The following is a 19,234-nucleotide window of genomic DNA, read 5'->3' on the forward strand; positions in this document are numbered from 1 at the left end:
TCTCCTTTGACAGTGTCCCTACAGTCTGTTGGTTATAAGAAGCTGCATCCATATTCATCAGTCGCCTTTCCTTGCTCCTGAGTCTTTGCATTAGATGATTTCGTCTTGCCATCTCGTCGATTGGTTATTAGAGGGTCTGGAGTTCGATGCCAGCCTGTTCCACGTGGGCCGTTACTGCGGCGGCTGGCACGCCAGCACGCAGGGGATGGGCCGCGCCAGCTTCCACCTGGTGGTCCAGGGGCATTGCTGGCTGCACCTGGACGGCCAGCCCGAGCCGCTGCGCCTGGACAGCGGCGATGCGGTGTTCCTGCTGCGCGACTTGCCCTACCGGCTGTCCAGCGACGCCGATGCGCACGACGCCTGCGCTCAGCCGCGACGCAGCATGCAGCCCCTGGACCTGGAGGCCGGCGACGGTGTGGGCCTGGTGTGCGGCTTCTTCCAGTTCCAGTCCGGGCTGTCGTCGCTGATCGTCGAGGGGCTGGCCGACTGGATCGTGCTGCGCGCCGAAGACCCTGCCGGAAGCGCTGCGCGGGCGCTGTTCGAGTTGATCCTGCAAGAGTGCCGACGGGTACCCGCGCCGTCGCAGACCTTGCTCGAACGCCTCACTCACCTGTTGTTCCTCTACGTGCTGCGCCAGCATGGCCAAGGTGCAGACTCGCTGGGCGGCCTGATCGCCCTCGCCCGCCAGCCGGCCTTCGCCGGACTGCTCGAACGCCTGATCGATGCGCCGGGCCAGCCCTGGACCCTGGAAAGCATGGCGGCCTGCGCCGGTCTGTCGCGCTCGGCCTTTTTCAAGCGTTTCAACGAACTGGCCGGACAGTCGCCAGGCCAAGTGCTGCTGGCGCTGCGCATGCGCCATGCCTGCCAGTTGCTGCGCGCGGGCAATACCGTGGAACAGGTCGGCGCGCAGGCCGGCTATCAGTCGGTGGCGGCCTTTACCCGAGCCTTCGCCAAGGCGGTCGGGGTGCAACCGGGTGCCTATCGAAAGCAGCATGAACTCAAAGGTTGAATAGCCGCAGAGAGGGATCTGCGCCTCGACTTTGGTCGAATCCTGCTGCTGAGGCGTTTACCCGTATTTCGCCTCTTTTATCGACTCGATGTCGACACACTCTATCAAGTGACGCCTGCCAGCCCTGCGACAATCCGTCACAAAACAAAATGTACCAACTTGTTAATTAGCTTGCTAAGGGCTTAGACTTCGCACATTCCACCTGCGAGATCCCTGGCATGAACAACTCACCCCGCGCCTCCGGCGCCTCAACCTTCATCCTTCTAGGACTGGGCGTGATCATCGCCCTGCTCGGCCTGTTGCTGGCCGCCGGCGGCATCAAGCTGGCCGGCCTGGGCGGTTCCTGGTACTTCCTGATCGGCGGCGCGGCCATGACCCTGTCCGGGCTGCTGATCGCCCGCCGCAAGACTGCGGGCGCTTGGCTGTACGCGGCGTTCCTGATCGGCACCCTGATCTGGGCGCTGGCTGACGTCGGCCTGGTGTTCTGGCCGCTGTTCTCGCGTCTGTTCATGTTCGCCGTGATCGGCGTCGTGGTGGCGCTGATCTACCCGCTGCTGGTGAGCGCCGCTGGCGCCCGCGCCGGCCGTGGCGCGTTCGGCGTGGCGGCGGTGCTGGCGGTGGCGGTGGTCATCGCTGCCGGCAACATGTTCGTCGCTCACCCCAGTGTCGCCCCCACCGGTAACGGTCCGGGCCTGACTGCCGTCAAGCCAGGCACCGAGCAGAAAGACTGGGCGCACTATGGCAACACCGAAGGCGGCAGCCGCTTCGCAGCGCTGGACCAGATCAACCGCAGCAACGTCGACCAGCTCAAGGTCGCCTGGACCTACCACACCGGTGACGTGGCCGTGAGCGACGGCAACGGCGCCGAAGACCAGCTCACCCCGCTGCAGGTCGGTGACAAGGTGTTCATCTGCACCCCGCACAACAACCTGATCGCGCTGGATGCCGACACCGGCAAACAGCTGTGGAAGAACGAAATCAACGCCCAATCCAAAGTCTGGCAGCGTTGCCGTGGCATGGCCTACTTCGACGCCACCGTGCCGACCGCCCAGCCGAGCCAGCCCAACAGCACGCCGGTCACTGTCGCCAGCGTACCGGCGGGCGCCAACTGCCAGCGCCGCCTGCTGACCAATACCATCGACGGCCGCCTGATCGCGGTGGATGCCGACACCGGCGCCTTCTGCCAAGGCTTCGGCAACAACGGCCAAGTGGACCTCAAGGCCGGCCTGGGCGACGTGCCAGACTCCTACTATCAGCTGTCTTCGGCCCCCCTGATGGCCGGCACCACCGTGGTGGTCGGCGGCCGCGTGGCCGACAACGTCCAGACCGACATGCCCGGCGGCGTGATCCGTGGCTTCGACGTGATCAGCGGGCAGATGCGCTGGGCCTTCGACCCGGGCAACCCACAAGACCGCCAGGCCCCGGCCGACGGCAGCACCTACGTGCGCAGCACACCCAACAGCTGGGCGCCGATGTCCTACGACCCGGCGATGAACACCGTGTTCCTGCCGATGGGTTCCTCGTCCACCGACATCTACGGCGTAGAACGCAGCAAGCTCGACCACACCTACGGCGCCTCGGTGCTGGCCCTGGACGCCACCACGGGCAACGAGAAGTGGGTGTACCAGACGGTGCACAACGACCTCTGGGACTTCGACCTGCCGATGCAGCCCAGCCTGATCGACTTCACCAAGCCCGACGGCAGCACCGTACCCGCCGTGGTGATCGGCACCAAGGCCGGGCAGATCTACGTACTCGACCGCGCCACCGGCAAACCGCTGACCCAGGTCGACGAAGTACCGGTCAAGCCGAGCAACATCCCCAACGAGCCGTACTCGCCGACCCAGCCTAAATCGGTCGGCATGCCGCAGATCGGCGCGCAGACCCTCACCGAGTCGGACATGTGGGGGGCCACCCCGTATGACCAACTGCTGTGCCGCATCGACTTCAAGAAGATGCGCTACGACGGCCTGTACACCGCGCCAGGCACCGACCTGTCGCTGAGCTTCCCCGGCTCGCTGGGCGGCATGAACTGGGGCAGCCTGTCCACCGACCCGGTGCACGGTTTCATCTTCGTCAACGACATGCGCCTGGGCCTGTGGATCCAGATGATCCCGTCGCAGAACAAAGGCCAGGCCACCTCCGGCGGCGAAGCACTGAACACCGGCATGGGCGCGGTGCCGCTCAAGGGCACGCCGTATGCGGTGAACAAGAACCGCTTCCTGTCGGTGGCCGGCATTCCGTGCCAAGCACCGCCCTACGGCACCCTCACCGCCATCGACATGAAAACGCAGAAGATCGCCTGGCAGGTGCCGGTGGGCACCGTCGAGGACACCGGTCCCCTGGGTATCCGCATGCACCTGCCGATCAAGATCGGCCTGCCGACCCTGGGCGGCACCCTGTCCACCCAGGGCGGGCTGGTGTTCATCGCCGGCACCCAGGACTTCTACCTGCGCGCCTACGACAGCAGCAACGGCGCGGAAATCTGGAAGGCGCGTCTGCCGGTCGGCAGCCAGGGCGGGCCGATGACCTACGTGTCGCCCAAGACCGGCAAGCAGTACGTGGTGATCACCGCCGGTGGGGCGCGGCAGTCCACTGACCGTGGCGACTATGTGATTTCCTACGCCTTGCCTTGAGACCGCGTCGCCTGTTTCGCGGGTGAACCCGCACCTGCAGTCGCGCAACTGCTGTAGGTGTGGGTTTATCCGCAGACAGGCCCTGAAAGACTACCCGAGACCCCGCAATGCCATCCGCAACCCGCATGACCCCTACTCTGTTGCTGGCCCTGGCCAGCACTGCCGTCCTGGCCGACGGCGACCTGATGCAGCGCACCACCCTGAGCGGCGACTGGGGCGGCCTGCGCTCCCAGCTCGAAGCCGACGGCATCCGCTTCACGGGCGACTACAGCGGCGAAACCGCCTACAACGCCCATGGCGGCCAACACCGCTCGGCGCGTTACTCGCAAAACGTCAAGCTCGGCGTGCAGTTCGACCTGTCGAAGCTGTACGGCCTGGACAATGGCGGCAAGGTCCAACTGACGATCAATGACCGTCGCGGCAACAGCGCCTCCGCGGACCTGGTGGGCAACCGCCTGCCGATCCAGGAAAACTACGGTGGCCTGTACACCCGCCTGACCGAACTGAGCTACGAACGCAGCCTGTTCACCCCGGCACTGAACGTGAAGCTCGGCTACATGGCCATGGGCAACGACCTGGGCGGCCTGGACAGCGGCATCCTGTGCAACTTCATGAACGCCGGTTTCTGCGGTCACCCGCTGAACATGTCCGGCGGCAGCGGCTGGACCAACTACCCCAACGCACACTTGGGGGCACGCCTGAAGTACGACTTCTCGCCGTCCTGGCAACTGCGCGTGGCCGCGTTCAACGTCGACCCGCAGAGCAATGGCAATTCCAGCCGCGCCTGGCACCTGGGGCCCAAGCACACCACCGGTACCGTGCTACCGGTGGAACTGGTGTACAAGCTCCAGGGCGAACTGCCAGGCGAATACAAACTGGGCTACTACTACGACAGCTCGAATGTGCGGCGCATCGGCAGCGACCGCGAAGTGGCCGGGCGCGGCGGGCACTACCTGTTGATCGACCAGGCCCTGTGGAACGACCCGACCTCGGCCGGGCGCAGCCTGCATGCCTTCGGGCAGTATTCGGCGTCGAGCAAGGCGGCCTCGCCCTTCACCCGCTGGTACGGCGCGGGCGTGGTGCTGTACAAGCCCTTCGAGGGTCGCCCACGCGACACCTTGGCGCTGGGCTACGGCCGCGCCGTGCCCAACCCGCGCAGCCGTGAGGTGCTGGAAACCTCGGCGTTCGAGGCCGGTCGCGACTTCCCGGACTTGGACAGCGCCGAGCAGTTGATCGAGTTGAGCTATGGCTACCAGGCCACGCCCTGGCTGAACCTGCGCCCCGATGTGCAATACATCATCGAGCCGGGCGCCTTCTCCGGCAAAGCGATCGATAACGCGCTGATCGTGGGCTTGCAGGTCAAAGCGAGCTTCTGAGGCTCAGACCGGACCGTCCCCGCCACCGCCGAGCAAGTCATGGGCATCGAGCAGGCGGTAAGCCACCTGCGGGTTGCGCTCCAGGCCCCGGCGAATAGCAGCGGGAATCGCCTGCCGGGTCTTGCGACACAGGCCCGGCTGGTCCTGCAGCTCGATGACGAAGCCGCGCATGGTGCGCACTTCGTTGTAGCCTGGCGCCACCTGCACACGAATGCCCAACTGCTCGTACAGCTTGGTCTGCAAGTGCTGCAGGTCTTCGAGACTCTTGAGATTCTCCAGGCGTTCGAGCAGGCGCTTTTCCTCCTGCCGCGTCAGCAAGAGGATGCGCTGGGCCTTGGGCGATTGCCCGTGCAGTTGCTCGCGGCCGCAATCGCAGGCGCCGGGAGGACAGGGCTGACGCAGGGGTGGTGTGCTGGACATGCCGGCAAGCATAGCGCTTTCAGCGCTGGCGTCACCCACCCCTACGCGCATTCAAAGGCTCACGCCGAGCGCCTGACGCACAGGCTCGCCGCGACTGTCGTCGGCGGCGCTGACCAAGGCGAAGTTGTAGGCGCCATGGGACCAGTACCGCGCTTCGAGCTGGCCATCCACGCGCTGCCCACTGGGCATCTGCCCGTAGTGCGCGCCCGGCGAGCGCAGGAACAGGCTGATGCGCTGCCCCCCGGCATCCTGGAACACCAGCAATGCCGCCGGACCGTCCTCATTGGCCAGCAGCCGTGCCCCTACTGGCTGCAAGCCGTAGCTGCTCAGGTCCGGCAGTTGACCGACGCGGGCGAAATGGCGACCCAGCCAGGCTTGCAACTGCGCCGGGTCCTTGGCGGCGATATCCAACTGCGCGGTCTGGGCGAACAATTTGTGCGCCTGGACCGCATCAGCCATCGGCAGCAGGCCGGCGAACAAGGTCGACTCTCGGGCTTGCCATCCGCCGAACCCACCCAGCCCCAACGCCAGCACCAGCACCGCCGCCGAGGCCAGACGCTGACGGCGGCGCCGAGCCAGGCGTTGGCGCAAGGGCGCCAGCTCCAGGTGCGGGTTAGGCGGCAGGTCGCTGAAGCCTGCCAAGGCCGCACGCAAGCGCCGGGCGTCCTGGCGCCAGGCTTCGATGCGTGCCGCCTGGTCCGGGTGGGCCGTCAGCCACGCCTCGACCTCGACCCGCCGTGCAGGTGTCAGACGATCATCGACATAGGCGTGCAACTCGTGCTCGGTGGGAATCAGGTCGGTCATTTGAGTCTCCGCAAGGCCGGGGATGCAGGCGTGCCCTCGGTCAGTTCGCGCAACGCGGCGCGGGCGCGCGACAGGCGCGACATCACCGTGCCGATGGGAATGGCCAGGGCCTGGGCGACTTCCTTGTAACTCAGGCCCTCCACGCTGACCAGCAGCAATAGCGCGCGCTGCTCGCTGGGCAGCCGCGCGAAGGCCTGCAGGTCGGCCTGGGCCAGCACGATGCTTTCGGTGTCGTAGCCCAGCGGCTCGTCGGCCTGGGCGCCACGGCCGAACCAACCCAGCCAGCGCGCGTGCAGACGTTCGCGGCGTTTGCCGTCGAGAAACAGCCGATAGAGGATGGTGAACAGCCAGGCCCGGCGGTTTTCATCCGCGCGCCGCTGCCCGCTGCGGGCCAGGGCGCGCTCGACGGTGGCCTGGACCAGATCGTCGGCCGCCGCGCTGTCGCGGGTCAACCACAGGGCGAAGCGCCGCAAACGCTGCAGCAGATCGCGCCATTGTCGTTCGTCCAGGTCGTGCATATCGGATTCCGGGCCCGTGGGCTGTCAGTGTAAGGATCAGACGGGGCTGGAACGAATCTATTCCCGTCGCGGGAATAAATTTTCGCGCCCTGCGTCATACCGGCTCATTCACTGACCCGGAACGTCACCATGAACACTCCCCTGCAAGGTTCGGCCAAGGCCCTGCGCCTGGCGGCCATCGCCGCCACGGTGGCCGCGCTGGGCGCAGGTTTCGCCTATGCCGCCGGCTGGATCGGCCGCCCCGGCCTGACGCCACAGCGCATCATCGACACCTTTCAAGCCCAAGCCGGTCATCACCCCGGCTATCGCAAGAACCACGCCAAAGGCCTGTGCGTCAGCGGCTGGTTCGAAAGCAGCGGTCAGGCCCAGGCACTGTCCACGTCACGGGTGTTCAGCCAGGCGCGGGTGCCGGTGATCGGGCGCTTCGCCATCGGCGGCGCCAACCCCTACAGCCCCGACGCCGGCGTGCCGACGCGCAGCCTGGCGGTGCAGTTCAGCAGCGATGATGGCCAGGTGTGGCGAACCGGCATGAACAACCCGCCAGTGCTGGCGGTCAGCGATCCACAGGGGTTCTACGACCTGGTGCTGGCCAGCGGTCCGGCACCCGGCACCGGCAAGCCGGACCCAGCCAAGCTCCAGGCGTTCTTTGCCGCCCACCCGGAAAGCGCGGCATTCCGCCGATGGGCCGGCAGCGTCAAACCGAGCGACAGCTTCGCCAACACCGACTACAACAGCCTCAACGCGTTCTACCTGGTCGATGCCCAGGGCAAGCGCCAGGCCGTACGCTGGCGCATGGTCGCGCAGACGCCCTTCAGCCCACTGCCGGCAAAGGTCGAGGACAACCTCTACCTGCAGCACGACCTGCAACACCGTCTGAGCCAGGCACCACTGCGCTGGACCTTGCGCCTGACCCTTGCCGAGCCCGGCGACGCGGTGGACGACCCGGCCAGTCAGTGGCCGGAGACACGACGCAGCGTGGACGCTGGCACCTTGGTGATCGACCAGGTCGATGCGCCCGAACAGGGTGCCTGCCGCGACCTGAATTTCGACCCGCTGATCCTGCCCGACGGCATTCAGCCCTCCGCCGACCCGATCCTGGCCGCACGCTCGGCCGCCTACTCGGAATCGTTCAACCGTCGCAGCCGGGAAACCCTCGGCGCAGGAGCCCGCCCATGAAACCCGCTGCCTTTCACCCCTTGGCGCGCACGTTGCACTGGCTCATGGCCGTGCTGATCCTGGCCATGCTGTTCATCGGTGTGAACATGGTCGGCGACCTGTCCACCCGCCACCCGCTGCTGATCGAACTGCACAAGGCCACCGGTCTGGCGCTGTTGGTGCTGGTGGTGCTGCGTATTGCCCTGCGCCTGAGCCTGCCGCACCCACCCTTACCGGCGGATCTGCCGCCGCTTCAGCGTTTCGCTGCGGCGGCCTCGCACCTGGCGCTGTACGGCCTGATGCTGGCCATGCCGCTGCTGGGCTGGGCGATGCTCTCGGCGGGCGGCTATCCCCGGCCACTGCAACTGCCGGCCATCGCACCGCATGACCTGCAACTGTATGCCGTATTGCGCCAGGCCCATGGCTGGGCCGGTTATCTGCTGTTCGCCACCGTCCTGGTGCATATCGCTGCAGCGCTGATGCACGCGCTGGTGCGCCGCGACGGGGTGATGCGCAGCATGTGGCCTGGGCCTTTGCGTCGCGGCGACTGACGCATGTGACGGTCGGCGTGGCTAGTTCGTTCTTACTCCCATTGCCGACTTTTTCACTTGCCAATGGACTGTACCGATGACAACTGCACAGGATACCGCCTCCGCTTCACCGCACAGCGCACGGGACTCGCTCGACCTTCGACCGCTGCTGCTGGCGAACATGGGTTGCACCATGGCGATGATGGCCTTCGTCGTGCTGATCGGCCCCATTGCCCGCCTGCTGGGCATGGCCACCTGGCAGGCCGGCGCGGCGGTCACCGTGTCCGGCGTGGTCTGGGTGCTGCTCGCCCGCCCCTGGGGCCGGGCAGCCGACCGCCTGGGCCGACGGCGCATCCTGTTGCTGGGCAGTGCCGGCTTCACGGTGGCCTACTGGTTGCTGTGCCTATTCATCGACAGCGCCCTGCGCCTGCTGCCCGGCGCGACCCTGGCGTTCATCGGGCTGATGCTCGCCCGGGGCTTGATCGGCGCCTTCTACGCCGCCTTGCCGGTGGGCGGCAATGCCTTGATCGCCGACCATGTCGAGCCGCAGCAGCGGGCTCGGGCCATGGCCCTGCTGGGCGCTGCCAACGCAGTCGGCCTGGTGCTCGGCCCAGCGCTCGCCGCCCTGCTCGCCCGCTACAGTCTGAGCCTGCCGTTCTTCGCCCTGTCGCTGCTGCCAGCCTGCGCCTTCGTAGTCCTGCTGCTCAAGCTCAAGCCTCGGCCGCTACCGCACAACCACGTGTCCAGTGCGGTGCGCCTGGGCGATCCACGCTTGCGTCGCCCCTTGTTGGTGGCCTTCAGCGCGATGCTGAGCGTGACCGTGTCGCAGATCACCGTAGGGTTCTTCGCCCTCGACCGCTTGCAACTGAACAGCACCGATGCCGCCCAGGCCGCCGGTATCGCGCTGACGATGGTCGGCGTGGCGCTGATCGGCGCGCAATTGCTGCTGCGTCATTTGCAGTGGCCGCCGCTGCGCATGATTCGTGTCGGCGCCAGCGTCAGCGCCCTGGGCTTTGCGGCAGCCGCCTTGGCCAATAGCGCGCCGACCTTGTGGGCCTGCTTCTTCATCGCCGCAGGCGGCATGGGCTTCGTCTTCCCGGCGTTCTCAGCGTTGGCGGCCAACGCCATGGGGCCGAGCGAGCAAGGTGCCACGGCAGGCTCGATCAGCGCCGCGCAAGGCATGGGCGCGGTGATCGGCCCGCTGGCCGGCACGCTGGTTTACGCCCTCGATCCGCGCCTGCCGTTCCTGGCCGTGGCGGCGTTGTTGCTGTTGGTCGGGCTCTGGCCAGCACCCGCTGCGCGCAGCGATTGACGCGCCAAGCGCGCGGCGGATCAGAGTGTGTTCTAATGCGCTGCCCATTATTTTTGACACCTCCGATCACTCACTTCACAAGGCGGCTATGGACACGGGGACACGACTCAAACTGGTGCGTGAACGCAACAACCTCTCCCAGCGCGAGCTGGCCCGCCGCAGTGGCCTGACCAACTCGACGATCTCGCAGATCGAACAGAACCGCGTCAGTCCTTCGGTCAGTTCCCTGAAAAAACTCCTCGAAGGCATCCCCATGAGCCTCGCCGAGTTTTTCAGCTTCGATGAGCCGGCGCGCGAAGAACGCTATGTATTTCGCGGCAGTGAACAGCCCGATCTGGGCCGCAATGGGCTGCGCATGCTGTTGGTGGGCGCCAGCGTCGAAGGCCGGCAGATGCGCATGTTGCGCGAGCTGTACGCACCGGGCGCCGATTCGGGCGAACCGATCGTGCACGCCGAAGGCGAGGAATGCGGGTTGGTGACGCGCGGGACGGTCGAGCTGTGGGTCGATGGCCAGGTCAGTGTGCTCAACGCCGGCGATGGGTACTACATTCCCACCACCCTGCCCCACAGCTTCAAGAACATCGGCCCGGACGAGGCGGAAATCATCAGCGCCAATACCCCGGCCAACTTCTGATCGATGCGGCGCCGGGCCCTGGCACACAGGGCCCGGCGCGGTCGATCAGAGGTACGTGAACACGGTCTCGGCCGGCAGGCGCGACTTGCTCAGGCCGGCGTTGAAGTCGTCTTCGCTGTGATAACCCAGCGCCAGCAGCACCACGCTGGTGAAGCCTTGTTCGCGCAGGCCCAGCTCGGCATCCAGCGCCTTGCTGTCGAAGCCCTCGATCGGCGTGGCATCCAGACCATGGGCCGCAGCGCCGAGCAAGGCGGTGCCCAGGGCCAGATAGGTTTGCTTCTCCATCCAGTGCTGCTCGTCCTTGAGGTCGTAGCGGTGCAGGTTGACGTAGCCACGGCGGGTCTGGTCCTGACCGACACGCGCCTGGTCATCGCGGAAACGACCATCGGCAGCCTCTTGGTCCAGCACGGCGTTCAGATGCGCTTCGCTCATCGAGGTGCGGGTGGCGAACACGATCACGTGCGAGGCGTTGAGAATCTTCCCGGTGTTGTAGCCAAACGCCTCGGTGGCCTTGGCCAGGCGCGCTTTGCCTTCGGCGCTGCCGGCGACGATGAAGTGCCAGGGTTGTGAGTTGACCGAAGACGGGCTATGGCGCAGTTGTTCGAGCAGGGCATCGAGGGTGGCCTGGGGGATGATGCGGCTGGCGTCATAGGCCTTGGTGGTGTAGCGGCGCTTGGCCAGGGTGACGGTATCCATCGGTACGGCTCCAGTCTGGGAGAGTGATGGTGTGTATCTTATCTTTTCTGTAAGCCAGAAAAACCGGCAGAATGCAGCAACACTTTCATCACTGGAGTGAAAATGCTGCGCCTCGACGACCTCCATCTGTTCATTCGCTCCAGCGTGCTCGGCAGTTTCACCGCGGCCGCCCAGGAGACGGGTGTGCTGCCCGGCCAGGTGGCGGCGGCGATCAAGCGCCTGGAGCGCGAACTGGACGTGCGTCTGTTCGCCCGCACCACCCGCAGCCTGCGCCTGACTGCCGAGGGCGAGCTGTACCTGCCGACCGCGCACAGCGTGCTGGAAACCCTGCGCCAGGGCCGCGAAAGCCTGCATGGCGACCACAGCGAACTGCGCGGGGTGCTGCAGGTGTCGGCGCCCTCGGACGTCGGGCGCAACCTGCTGCTGCCCTGGCTCAGCGCCTTCCGCCGCGAGCACCCAAGCCTGAACCTGCGCTTCTTCCTCTCCGATGAACTGGCCGACTTTTTCCGCGACCCGGTGGATGTCGGTATCCGCTACGGCGTCGAGGAAGACGCCAACTACATCGCCCTGCCGCTGGTGCCCTGGAATCGCCGGGTGGTGGTGGCCTCGCCAGCCTATCTGGCGCGGCGCGGCCGCCCGCACACCCCGGAGGACCTCAAGCACCACGACTGCCTGCTGTACCTGCAGCAGTCGCGGGTGTTCGATCGGTGGCAGTTGGGCGATCAGACCGTGCAGGTCAGTGGGCCGCTGTTCTGTGACGATGCCGACGTGGTCCGGCGCTGGGCGGTGGCCGGCGAAGGCATCGCCTTCAAGTCCTGGCTGGATGTCAGTGCCAATGTGGCGGCTGGCGAACTCGACGTGCTGATGCCGGACTTTCCGGGGGATCTGCGGCCGCTGGTGCTGGTCTGCCCCCACCGCAAGCAGTTGTCTGCGGCAGTGACGAGGCTGCACCAGTGGCTCCATGACAGGTTCGCGCAGATGCGACCCTGCAACGCGCAACAGCCCAGCGACTAGACGAACAGCATGTGCAGTCTGCGCCGAGACGCTGCACAGGCGTTCTAAGCGCAAGCACTGCATCTGCGCTAGGCTAACCCTCCATTCCTCTGGACAGCCGCAGCCATGAGCAACTGGATCGACCTCCAGCAGGACGCCGACACGGGCATCGAGTCGGTCCGCGCGCATTTCACCGGCCACGCCTACGACCCGCACTGGCACGACAGTTTTCTGGTGGGCGTCACCGAACAGGGCGTGCAACAGTTCAACTGCCGCCGGGTGCGCCACTGCAGCACACCGGGACAGGTGTTTCTGCTCGAACCCGGCGATCTGCATGATGGCGAGGCGCCCACTCACGAGGGGTTCACCTACTGCACCTTGTACCTGGACAGCCATTGGCTGGAAAACCAGGTGCATGCGCTGTTCGACAGCACACCGGCGCAGTGCCTGCCCTCGTTCGCCGACACCCTGTGCACCGACCCGCGCCTGGCCGGGGCGACCAGCCGCGCCTTTCAGGCGCTGCACGGCGGGGAACTGCGCATCGTGCGCCAGACTGCCCTGGACGATCTACTGGCCTGCCTGACGCGCCACCTGCACTGGCGCAAGCGGCTCAACCCCGACCCACGGTTGCCGCTGAGCGCCCAGCGCGCGCGGGACTACCTGCACGCTCATATGGGCAGCGACGTCGGCCTGAGCGACCTGGCGCAGGCCTGTGGTGTCGACCGCTTCCGCCTGACGCGCGCGTTCAAGGCGGCGTTCGGCCTGGCCCCGCACGCCTACCTGATCCAGTTGCGCCTGACCCGCGCCCGGCGCCTGCTGGCCCGAGGCGACACGCCCAGCGACGTGGCCATGGCACTGGGCTTCGCCGACCAGAGCCACCTGGGGCGCTGGTTCCGCCGCGCCTACCGGCTGACCCCCGCCGACTACCGCCGACGCTGCTCAAACCTTCCAGACTGAACCGCGCTCACCCTGCACCCTGGCGACTGGTCTTTCTGGAGTTCGCTCATGTCGCCCTCGTTGCTGCCTTTCATGCTCTTCGCCCTGGTCGCCAGCATCAGCCCTGGCCCGACCAACCTGCTGATCCTCGCCCACGGCGCGCAACATGGCCTGCGCGCCAGCCTGGCACCGATCGTCTCGGCCTGTGCGGCGGCGGCCGGTATCGTCTGGCTGGTCGGGCTGGGCTTGGGTGAGGTGCTGCTGCGTCATCCACTGGCGCAGCACGTGATGAGCTGGGTCGGTGCGCTGTGGCTGAGTCTGCTGGCCTGGCAGTTGTTTCGCGCTGCCGGCGAGCCGGTTCGGGCTTCGCCTACCCGGCGCTTCGGCGCGGGCAGCGCGGCATCGCTGCAACTGGTCAATCCCAAGGTCTGGCTGATGGCGGTGGCGGTGATCGGGGTGTTCGCGGCACCGCAGTGGCCGGTATGGCAATTGGCGCTGGTGTTTCTGCTGGTCGCCCTGCCCTGCATGGGCGCCTGGGCGCTGCTCGGCGTTGGCAGCGCCCGCTGGCTGGGTGCAGCGCCGCAATGGCGGCGGTTCAACCAACTGCTGGCGCTCGTGCTGCTGGTGTCGGCGTGGTCGGCACTACTGAGCGGAGCCTGACGCCGCCGCAGGCGCCGCCAAGGCCTGGCGAAACCGCTGGGCGCTGGTCACCGCAATCACCAGGCCGATCAGCGCCACCGCGCCGCCGGTCAGGCCGATATAGGCCACGCCCACTTGGCTGCTGACGATGCTGCCCAGCAGTGCGCCGCCGCCGATACCGATGTTGTAGATCCCGGAGAACAGCGCCATGGCCACATCGGTGGCATCGGACGCCAGTTTCAACGTCTTCGATTGCAGCGCCAGACTGAAACTGAGAATCGCCACACCCCAGAACATGCTGAGCACAGCGAACGCCGTGAAGCTGCCGGCCAGCGGCAGCAACAACAGCAAGCACAACGCCAGGCAGCCGATCGACCCCAGCAGGAAGCCCTGGGGGAAGCGATCGCTGTAGCGGCTGAACAGCACCGACCCGAACACACCGGCGCCGCCGAACAGCAGCAGGATCAGCGTGGTGTGGTCGCCACTGATCTGCGCCACGTGTAAGGCGAACGGCTCGATGTAGCTGTAGGCGGTGAATTGCGCGGTGATCACCAAGGTAACCAGCAGGTAGGTGATGACCAGTGCCGGACGCCGGAACAGGACAGGTAAGCTGCGCAACGAGCCGGAGTTCTGGCTCGGTAGCAGCGGCAGCGACTTCATCAGGCACAACATGGTGGCCAGGGCCACCCCGGCGATACTGAGGAAGGTCACGCGCCAACCCAGCGCTTCGCCCACCACCCGCCCCAGTGGAATGCCCAGCACCATGGCCAGAGTCGTACCGGTCGCCAGCAGCCCGAGCGCCTTGGCCTGCTTGCCGGCCGGCGCCACACGCACCGCCAGCGAGGCGGTGATGGCCCAGAACACGGCATGCGACAGGGCAATGCCGATGCGGCTCAGCAACAGCATGGCAAAACTCTGCGCCAGCCATGACATCAAGTGGCTGACGATGAACACCAGGAACACCAGCAGCAGCAGGCGCCGCCGCTCGATGTTGCGGGTGAGCAGCATCAGCGGCAACGAGGCCAGGGCCACCACCCAGGCATAGATGGTCAACATCAAGCCGACCTGCGCGGTGGTCATGTCGAAGCTACGGCCGATGTCACTGAGCAGTGCCACCGGAACGAACTCGGTGGTGTTGAAGATGAAGGCCGCCAGCGCCAGCGCGATCACGCTCAGCCAGCTGCCGCCGCCTGCCGGAGCAGGCAGGGATTCGGGTAGGGGTGCATTCATGGAGGCCACTGCATTCTCCGCAGGCAAAGCGATAGGACGCACAGCGCCGCCCGAGGTTCAGGGCGGCGGCTGCACGGTTTTTCTTGTTAGGGGGAATGACGGCCATGGTACGCGGCGTGGCCAGGCGCCACAACCGCGGGAGTCTGCTGTGGCGCCACACAGGGCAGTGGCTTAGCGCCGAAGGCCGGTCGGACAGCCCGGATCAGGCGTGCAACGTGGCCATATCGATCACAAAGCGGTACTTCACGTCACCCTTGTGCATGCGTTCGAAGGCTTCGTTGATGTTGCGGATGTCGAGCATCTCGATGTCGCAGGTAATGCCGTGCTCAGCGCAGAAATCCAGCACTTCCTGGGTTTCGGCGATGCCGCCGATCAAGGAACCTGCGACCACGCGGCGCTTGAGCACCAGGTTGGCCGCGTGCACCGGCGGGTCGATCGGCTCGATCAGCCCGACCAGGATGTGCACGCCGTCGAACTTCAGGGTTTCCAGGTAGGGGTTGAGGTCATGCTGCACCGGAATGGTGTCGAGCAGGAAGTCGAAACGCCCGGCTGCCGCGCGCATCTGCGCCTCGTCGGTGGACACGATCACCTGGTCGGCACCCTGACGACGCGCTTCTTCGGCCTTGGCCTGGGAACGGGTGAACACGGTGACTTCAGCGCCCAGGGCCTTGGCGAACTTGATGCCCATGTGACCCAGACCGCCCATGCCCAGCACGCCCACTTTGTGGCCAGGGCCGACGCCGTGGTGCTTGAGCGGCGAATAGGTGGTGATGCCAGCGCAGAGGATCGGTGCTGCGCTCGGCAGGTCGAGGCCCTGCGGCATGCGCAGGACGAAGTGCTCGCTGACCACGATGCTGCTGGAGTAGCCGCCCATGGTGTTGCTGCCGTCCACGCGGTCGGGCGTGGCGTAGGTCATGGTCGGGCCTTCAAGGCAATACTGCTCCAGATCCTTGTGGCACGCTTCGCACTGACGGCAAGAGTCGACCATGCAGCCGACGCCGACCAGATCGCCGACTTGGTAGTTGCCCACTTTGTCGCCCACCGCCGTGACGCGGCCGACGATTTCATGACCCGGCATCAGCGGATAGACAGCGATACCCCACTCGTTGCGGGCCTGGTGCAGGTCGGAGTGACACACGCCGCAGTAAAGGATGTCGATGGCGACGTCGTCGGCGCGCAGGGCGCGGCGTTGGAAGGTCATGGGCGCCAAGGGCGCAGTGGAGGATTGGGCGGCGTAGCCGATGGCGGTGTACATGCTCTGGACCTCGCAGATTGAAACGATTCAGGCGTGCCATGTTGCGCACCTCAGACCGCGCGGGCCACGGTCGATCCTCCGGGATTCGTGCCTGATTCTCCGAACCTGCTCACCGCGATCTGGCGCTAGACTGTCAATCTGCGATCATCCAACTGTCTGATCCTCTGCCTGCGGTTTGCCATGCACCTGACCCACCACGTTGATGCCAATGCGCCCCTGTGCGCACTGATTCGCGCCCTCGCCTCGCGCCCCGGCTTCGTTGCCACCCACTTGCCGCAGGTGCAGGTCCTGTCCTGGGACCATTACGTGGCCAGCAGCCCGCAGATCTACGAGCCAAGCCTGATCATCCTCGCCCAGGGCAGCAAGCTGGCGCGCCTGGGCCCGCGCACGCTGGAATACGGCGCAGGGCATTACCTGATCCAGGCGCTGTCGGTGCCGTTCATGTGCGAGACCTTCGCCACCGCGCAGGCGCCGATGCTCGGCGTGGCGGTGGACATCGACCGCGCGGTGCTTGGCGAACTGGTGCAAAGCATGGCGCTGCCGCCGGATCCGGCGGTGCAGGTGCAGACGCCACAGTCGATGAGCTCGGCGGCGTTGGACGCGGCCATGCGCGCCAGCGTGGAGCGCCTGCTCGAATGCCTGCAAGACCCGATGGATGCCAAGGTGCTGGGCCCGACCCGGGTGCGCGAAGTGCTCTATACCGCCCTGCGCGGTCCCCAGGCGGGCGTGCTGAGGGCGCTGGTGGAACAGCAGGGTCATTTCGCCCGCATCGGCTCGGCGCTGGCCTACCTGCGTGAACATTATGCCGAGCCCTTGAGCGTGGAGGCGCTGGCCAGCCGCGCCAACATGAGCGTGTCGACCTTCCACGACCACTTCAAGCGCTGCACGGAGCTTGCACCGATGCAGTACCTCAAGCGTCTGCGCCTGCTCAAGGCGCAGCAGATGCTGATCGGCGAGCGCCTGGGCGTGGCCCAGGTGGCGCATCGCGTGGGCTACCAGAGCACCTCGCAGTTCAGCCGCGAGTACAAGCGCCAGTTCGCCCGCAGCCCGGGCGATGAACTGCCTTATCAGAGTCTGCCGGTGTAACGACCCTGGTCATTTCTGGCGAAGCACCATCGCGCTGATCGCCGCACTCAGTTCCTCCTTCGCCAGCCCCGGCTCGACCTCTGCGCTGGCCGCTGCCTGAGCCAAGGCATCGCCGGCTCCGACCAGCAGGCGCAGGCCCGCAACGCCGATATCGCCAGTCGGCGCGAACGGCGCCAACGCCTGGCGGCACTTGTCCAGAAAAGGATCTTCATAGCCGCGCTTGAGCGCCTCCAGCTCGGGTGAGCCGGCGAGTGCCGCCACCACCCCGGGCATCTCCTGGCCCTGGGTCATCACACAATCGACGTAGGCGGCGGCAATCACTGCCGCACGTGCTTGGAGCGTCGCTTCACAGTCGGCCAGCAGCCTGTCGAGCAGCGCACTCTGACGCGTGTCGTACTCCTCGTAGAGCGCGACCAGCAAGCCGTTTCGGGTATCAAAGTGGTCGTACACCACCGGTTTCGTAACGCCCGCCAGTTCAGCCAGTCGCCCCAGACTCAAGGCGTCGGTGCCTTCCTCTCGAACCATCTGCCACGCCACGGCTATCAGTTGGCGTCGGCGTTCGGAGCGGCTCAATCGCTTGCGCGGGCGAGCCTGTTCTTCGCTTGACATCGATTACCTACCAAAAGTAACTTACCAATCGTAACTTACCGAGTGTACCGCACTCGCCCTCGTTCTTCATCCGTTCAGGAATACTGCCATGCACGCTCTGATCGTCGTCGCTCATCCAGAACCCGACGCGCTGACCCACACCCTCGCCCGACAGGTCGCCGAGGGCCTGACCTACGCAGGTCACAGCAGCGAGATCGCCGATCTCGCCGCCGAACGCTTCGATCCTCGTTTCACCCCCGCCGACCTGGCCGTACATCGTCGCCTGGGCCCACCCAGCGCTGCAGTGGTCGCCGAGCAACGGCGCATCGAAGGCGCGGACGCCCTGGTGCTGGTGTACCCGGTCTACTGGTGGTCGTTTCCGGCCTTGCTCAAGGGCTGGATCGACCGTGTGTTCAGCAACGGCTGGGCCTTCGACTACGATGCCGAGGGCAGAACCACCCAGCGACTCGGGCACCTCAACGTGCATCTGCTCGCCCTCGGTGGCGCCGATCAGGGCCTGTTCGCGCGGCACGGCTATGACCGCGCCATGCGCACGCAAATCGAGCACGGCATCTTCGACTGGTGCGGCGCGCAGGTCTCGACTTCGCTGTTGCTCGATGACAGTGAAGGCTCCGAGGCCGCGCGGCATCAGCAGCAGGCCCATCAGTTGGGTCGCTCGCTGTTCGACCTCGGGGCTCAAGCGCCGCTCAGCGGCCATTCGGCCAGCGGCAGATAGCGCCCTTTGCGCGACTCGTACAAGCCGAACTGGCGTACATTGAGGTGGAAGTCGGGCGCGACGCCTGCTTCGGGCGGCTCGCCTGGGTAGTCGCGGGAAAGGGTCAGGTGTGCACGGTAATCGCGGGCCTGGTCGGCGATGCCCAGCGGCAGCAGTGCCTGGTGCAGGGCGTAGACCCATTGGCGCAGTGCAACGGGCGTGTCACTCGGCTCGAGTACCAGCACGCCTGGGCGTCGCCAGGTCTGGAGGCGGTCGAGCAGTAGACGCACAGGCGCTGCCGGGCGTTTCAGACCGTCGACCACCGCGCACAGCGCCGGCACCTGGGCGGCCGGTACATCGCCCAAAAACAGCAGCGTGACATGGAAGTTCTCAACGGGCACCGGTTTACCGGCCCGCAGTCCGAGCGCACGCCGCCATTGGGCTATGGCACGGCGTTGCGGCTCAGCCAAGGAGAATGCGAAAAACAGTCGTTTGAAGGGCTCGCCCCCCGACCGGACATCCTGAATCATTGAAAATGGCCTCCTGGCTCGAAGCGCTTCGGCTGACTAACAGGGAGAAACGCGCGAGGTTGAATCGTTTGCGCTGACAGCGGCGGATCGTGCCAGGCAGCCACGCCACGCAGCAACAATAGGTACAAACCGTCTGCACGATTGTTTATGCTGGCAGGCTACGGCCATGGCG

The 19,234-nt window shown here is 66.2% G+C and carries 20 protein-coding genes; 12 read left to right on the plus strand and 8 right to left on the minus strand.

The features are described from left to right. Positions 1 to 94: 94 nt before the first annotated feature. The 3 genes from ACK2SD_RS13915 (at position 95) to ACK2SD_RS13925 (ending at position 5,021) form a co-directional block, all read left to right on the plus strand. The gene (locus ACK2SD_RS13915) at positions 95 to 1,009 is read left to right on the plus strand and encodes an AraC family transcriptional regulator (RefSeq protein WP_317870694.1); all 915 of its coding nucleotides are present in this window, start codon (positions 95 to 97) and stop codon (positions 1,007 to 1,009) included. Between the two features lie 218 nt (positions 1,010 to 1,227). Continuing rightward, positions 1,228 to 3,645: a glucose/quinate/shikimate family membrane-bound PQQ-dependent dehydrogenase gene (locus ACK2SD_RS13920; protein ID WP_039577447.1), complete on the plus strand. Its 2,418-nt coding sequence runs from the start codon at positions 1,228 to 1,230 to the stop codon at positions 3,643 to 3,645. 107 nt (positions 3,646 to 3,752) lie between these two features. Next, a complete protein-coding gene (locus tag ACK2SD_RS13925) occupies positions 3,753 to 5,021 on the plus strand; it encodes a carbohydrate porin (RefSeq protein WP_412460053.1) in 1,269 nt (422 codons plus the stop codon). 3 nt (positions 5,022 to 5,024) lie between these two features. Here ACK2SD_RS13925 and ACK2SD_RS13930 read toward each other — a convergent pair whose 3' ends face one another. From ACK2SD_RS13930 to ACK2SD_RS13940, 3 genes are read right to left on the minus strand one after another with little or no spacing between them, the layout of a single operon-like run. Continuing rightward, positions 5,025 to 5,441 carry a hypothetical protein gene (locus ACK2SD_RS13930; protein ID WP_412460054.1) on the minus strand — a complete coding sequence of 139 codons (417 nt, stop codon included), beginning with the start codon at positions 5,439 to 5,441 and terminating at the stop codon, positions 5,025 to 5,027. A gap of 51 nt (positions 5,442 to 5,492) precedes the next feature. Beyond that, on the minus strand, positions 5,493 to 6,245 hold the full coding sequence (locus ACK2SD_RS13935) for an anti-sigma factor family protein (RefSeq protein ID WP_412460055.1): 753 nt from the start codon (positions 6,243 to 6,245) through the stop codon (positions 5,493 to 5,495). Continuing rightward, positions 6,242 to 6,763 carry a sigma-70 family RNA polymerase sigma factor gene (locus ACK2SD_RS13940; RefSeq protein WP_039577439.1) on the minus strand — a complete coding sequence of 174 codons (522 nt, stop codon included), beginning with the start codon at positions 6,761 to 6,763 and terminating at the stop codon, positions 6,242 to 6,244. The genes ACK2SD_RS13935 and ACK2SD_RS13940 overlap by 4 nt, the downstream gene beginning before the upstream one ends. Positions 6,764 to 6,892: 129 nt before the next feature. Here ACK2SD_RS13940 and ACK2SD_RS13945 point away from each other — a divergent pair, with 129 nt between their 5' ends. The 4 genes from ACK2SD_RS13945 (at position 6,893) to ACK2SD_RS13960 (ending at position 10,394) form a co-directional block, all read left to right on the plus strand. Continuing rightward, positions 6,893 to 7,939 carry a catalase family peroxidase gene (locus ACK2SD_RS13945; protein WP_412460056.1) on the plus strand — a complete coding sequence of 349 codons (1,047 nt, stop codon included), beginning with the start codon at positions 6,893 to 6,895 and terminating at the stop codon, positions 7,937 to 7,939. Beyond that, a complete protein-coding gene (locus tag ACK2SD_RS13950) occupies positions 7,936 to 8,469 on the plus strand; it encodes a cytochrome b (RefSeq protein ID WP_412460057.1) in 534 nt (177 codons plus the stop codon). Before ACK2SD_RS13945 ends, ACK2SD_RS13950 begins: the two co-directional genes overlap by 4 nt. Before the next feature lie 76 nt (positions 8,470 to 8,545). Next, positions 8,546 to 9,760, plus strand: coding sequence for an MFS transporter (locus ACK2SD_RS13955; protein WP_412460058.1), 1,215 nt, complete (start codon positions 8,546 to 8,548; stop codon positions 9,758 to 9,760). Positions 9,761 to 9,848: 88 nt separating this feature from the next. Then, positions 9,849 to 10,394 (plus strand): cupin domain-containing protein, encoded by a 546-nt coding sequence (locus ACK2SD_RS13960; protein ID WP_039577429.1) that lies wholly within the window; start codon positions 9,849 to 9,851, stop codon positions 10,392 to 10,394. Between the two features lie 45 nt (positions 10,395 to 10,439). Here ACK2SD_RS13960 and nfsB read toward each other — a convergent pair whose 3' ends face one another. After that, positions 10,440 to 11,090 carry an oxygen-insensitive NAD(P)H nitroreductase gene (nfsB, locus tag ACK2SD_RS13965; RefSeq protein WP_116888110.1) on the minus strand — a complete coding sequence of 217 codons (651 nt, stop codon included), beginning with the start codon at positions 11,088 to 11,090 and terminating at the stop codon, positions 10,440 to 10,442. A gap of 102 nt (positions 11,091 to 11,192) precedes the next feature. On the opposite strand from nfsB, the gene ACK2SD_RS13970 reads away from it, so the two are divergent. From ACK2SD_RS13970 to ACK2SD_RS13980, 3 genes are all read left to right on the plus strand, one after another. After that, on the plus strand, positions 11,193 to 12,104 hold the full coding sequence (locus ACK2SD_RS13970; RefSeq protein WP_412460059.1) for a LysR family transcriptional regulator: 912 nt from the start codon (positions 11,193 to 11,195) through the stop codon (positions 12,102 to 12,104). Positions 12,105 to 12,209: 105 nt separating this feature from the next. After that, positions 12,210 to 13,040 carry an AraC family transcriptional regulator gene (locus tag ACK2SD_RS13975; protein ID WP_412460060.1) on the plus strand — a complete coding sequence of 277 codons (831 nt, stop codon included), beginning with the start codon at positions 12,210 to 12,212 and terminating at the stop codon, positions 13,038 to 13,040. Positions 13,041 to 13,088: 48 nt separating this feature from the next. Continuing rightward, on the plus strand, positions 13,089 to 13,679 hold the full coding sequence (locus tag ACK2SD_RS13980; RefSeq protein WP_412460061.1) for a LysE family translocator: 591 nt from the start codon (positions 13,089 to 13,091) through the stop codon (positions 13,677 to 13,679). Here the strand turns inward: ACK2SD_RS13980 and ACK2SD_RS13985 are convergent. Both ACK2SD_RS13985 and ACK2SD_RS13990 read right to left on the minus strand, forming a co-directional pair. Next, a complete protein-coding gene (locus tag ACK2SD_RS13985; protein WP_412460062.1) occupies positions 13,662 to 14,888 on the minus strand; it encodes a sugar transporter in 1,227 nt (408 codons plus the stop codon). The two genes, ACK2SD_RS13980 and ACK2SD_RS13985, sit on opposite strands and share 18 nt — an antisense overlap. 202 nt (positions 14,889 to 15,090) lie before the next feature. Next, positions 15,091 to 16,143 (minus strand): NAD(P)-dependent alcohol dehydrogenase, encoded by a 1,053-nt coding sequence (locus tag ACK2SD_RS13990; protein ID WP_039577411.1) that lies wholly within the window; start codon positions 16,141 to 16,143, stop codon positions 15,091 to 15,093. A 180-nt stretch (positions 16,144 to 16,323) separates the two neighbouring features. Between ACK2SD_RS13990 and ACK2SD_RS13995 the strand changes: the two genes are divergently transcribed. Continuing rightward, complete coding sequence (locus ACK2SD_RS13995; RefSeq protein WP_039577408.1) at positions 16,324 to 17,229, plus strand: AraC family transcriptional regulator; 906 nt, start codon at positions 16,324 to 16,326, stop codon at positions 17,227 to 17,229. 9 nt (positions 17,230 to 17,238) lie between these two features. On the opposite strand, the gene ACK2SD_RS14000 is transcribed toward ACK2SD_RS13995, so the two are convergent. Then, positions 17,239 to 17,838 (minus strand): TetR/AcrR family transcriptional regulator, encoded by a 600-nt coding sequence (locus ACK2SD_RS14000; RefSeq protein WP_039577405.1) that lies wholly within the window; start codon positions 17,836 to 17,838, stop codon positions 17,239 to 17,241. 88 nt (positions 17,839 to 17,926) lie between these two features. On the opposite strand from ACK2SD_RS14000, the gene ACK2SD_RS14005 reads away from it, so the two are divergent. Then, a complete protein-coding gene (locus ACK2SD_RS14005; RefSeq protein ID WP_412460063.1) occupies positions 17,927 to 18,553 on the plus strand; it encodes an NAD(P)H-dependent oxidoreductase in 627 nt (208 codons plus the stop codon). On the opposite strand, the gene thpR is transcribed toward ACK2SD_RS14005, so the two are convergent. Continuing rightward, positions 18,514 to 19,062: an RNA 2',3'-cyclic phosphodiesterase gene (thpR, locus tag ACK2SD_RS14010; protein WP_412460064.1), complete on the minus strand. Its 549-nt coding sequence runs from the start codon at positions 19,060 to 19,062 to the stop codon at positions 18,514 to 18,516. The two genes, ACK2SD_RS14005 and thpR, sit on opposite strands and share 40 nt — an antisense overlap. Between the last annotated feature and the right edge of the window lie 172 nt (positions 19,063 to 19,234).

It is taken from the genome of Pseudomonas sp. SC11, from assembly GCF_047039205.1.
GTDB lineage: Bacteria > Pseudomonadota > Gammaproteobacteria > Pseudomonadales > Pseudomonadaceae > Aquipseudomonas > Aquipseudomonas boreofloridensis.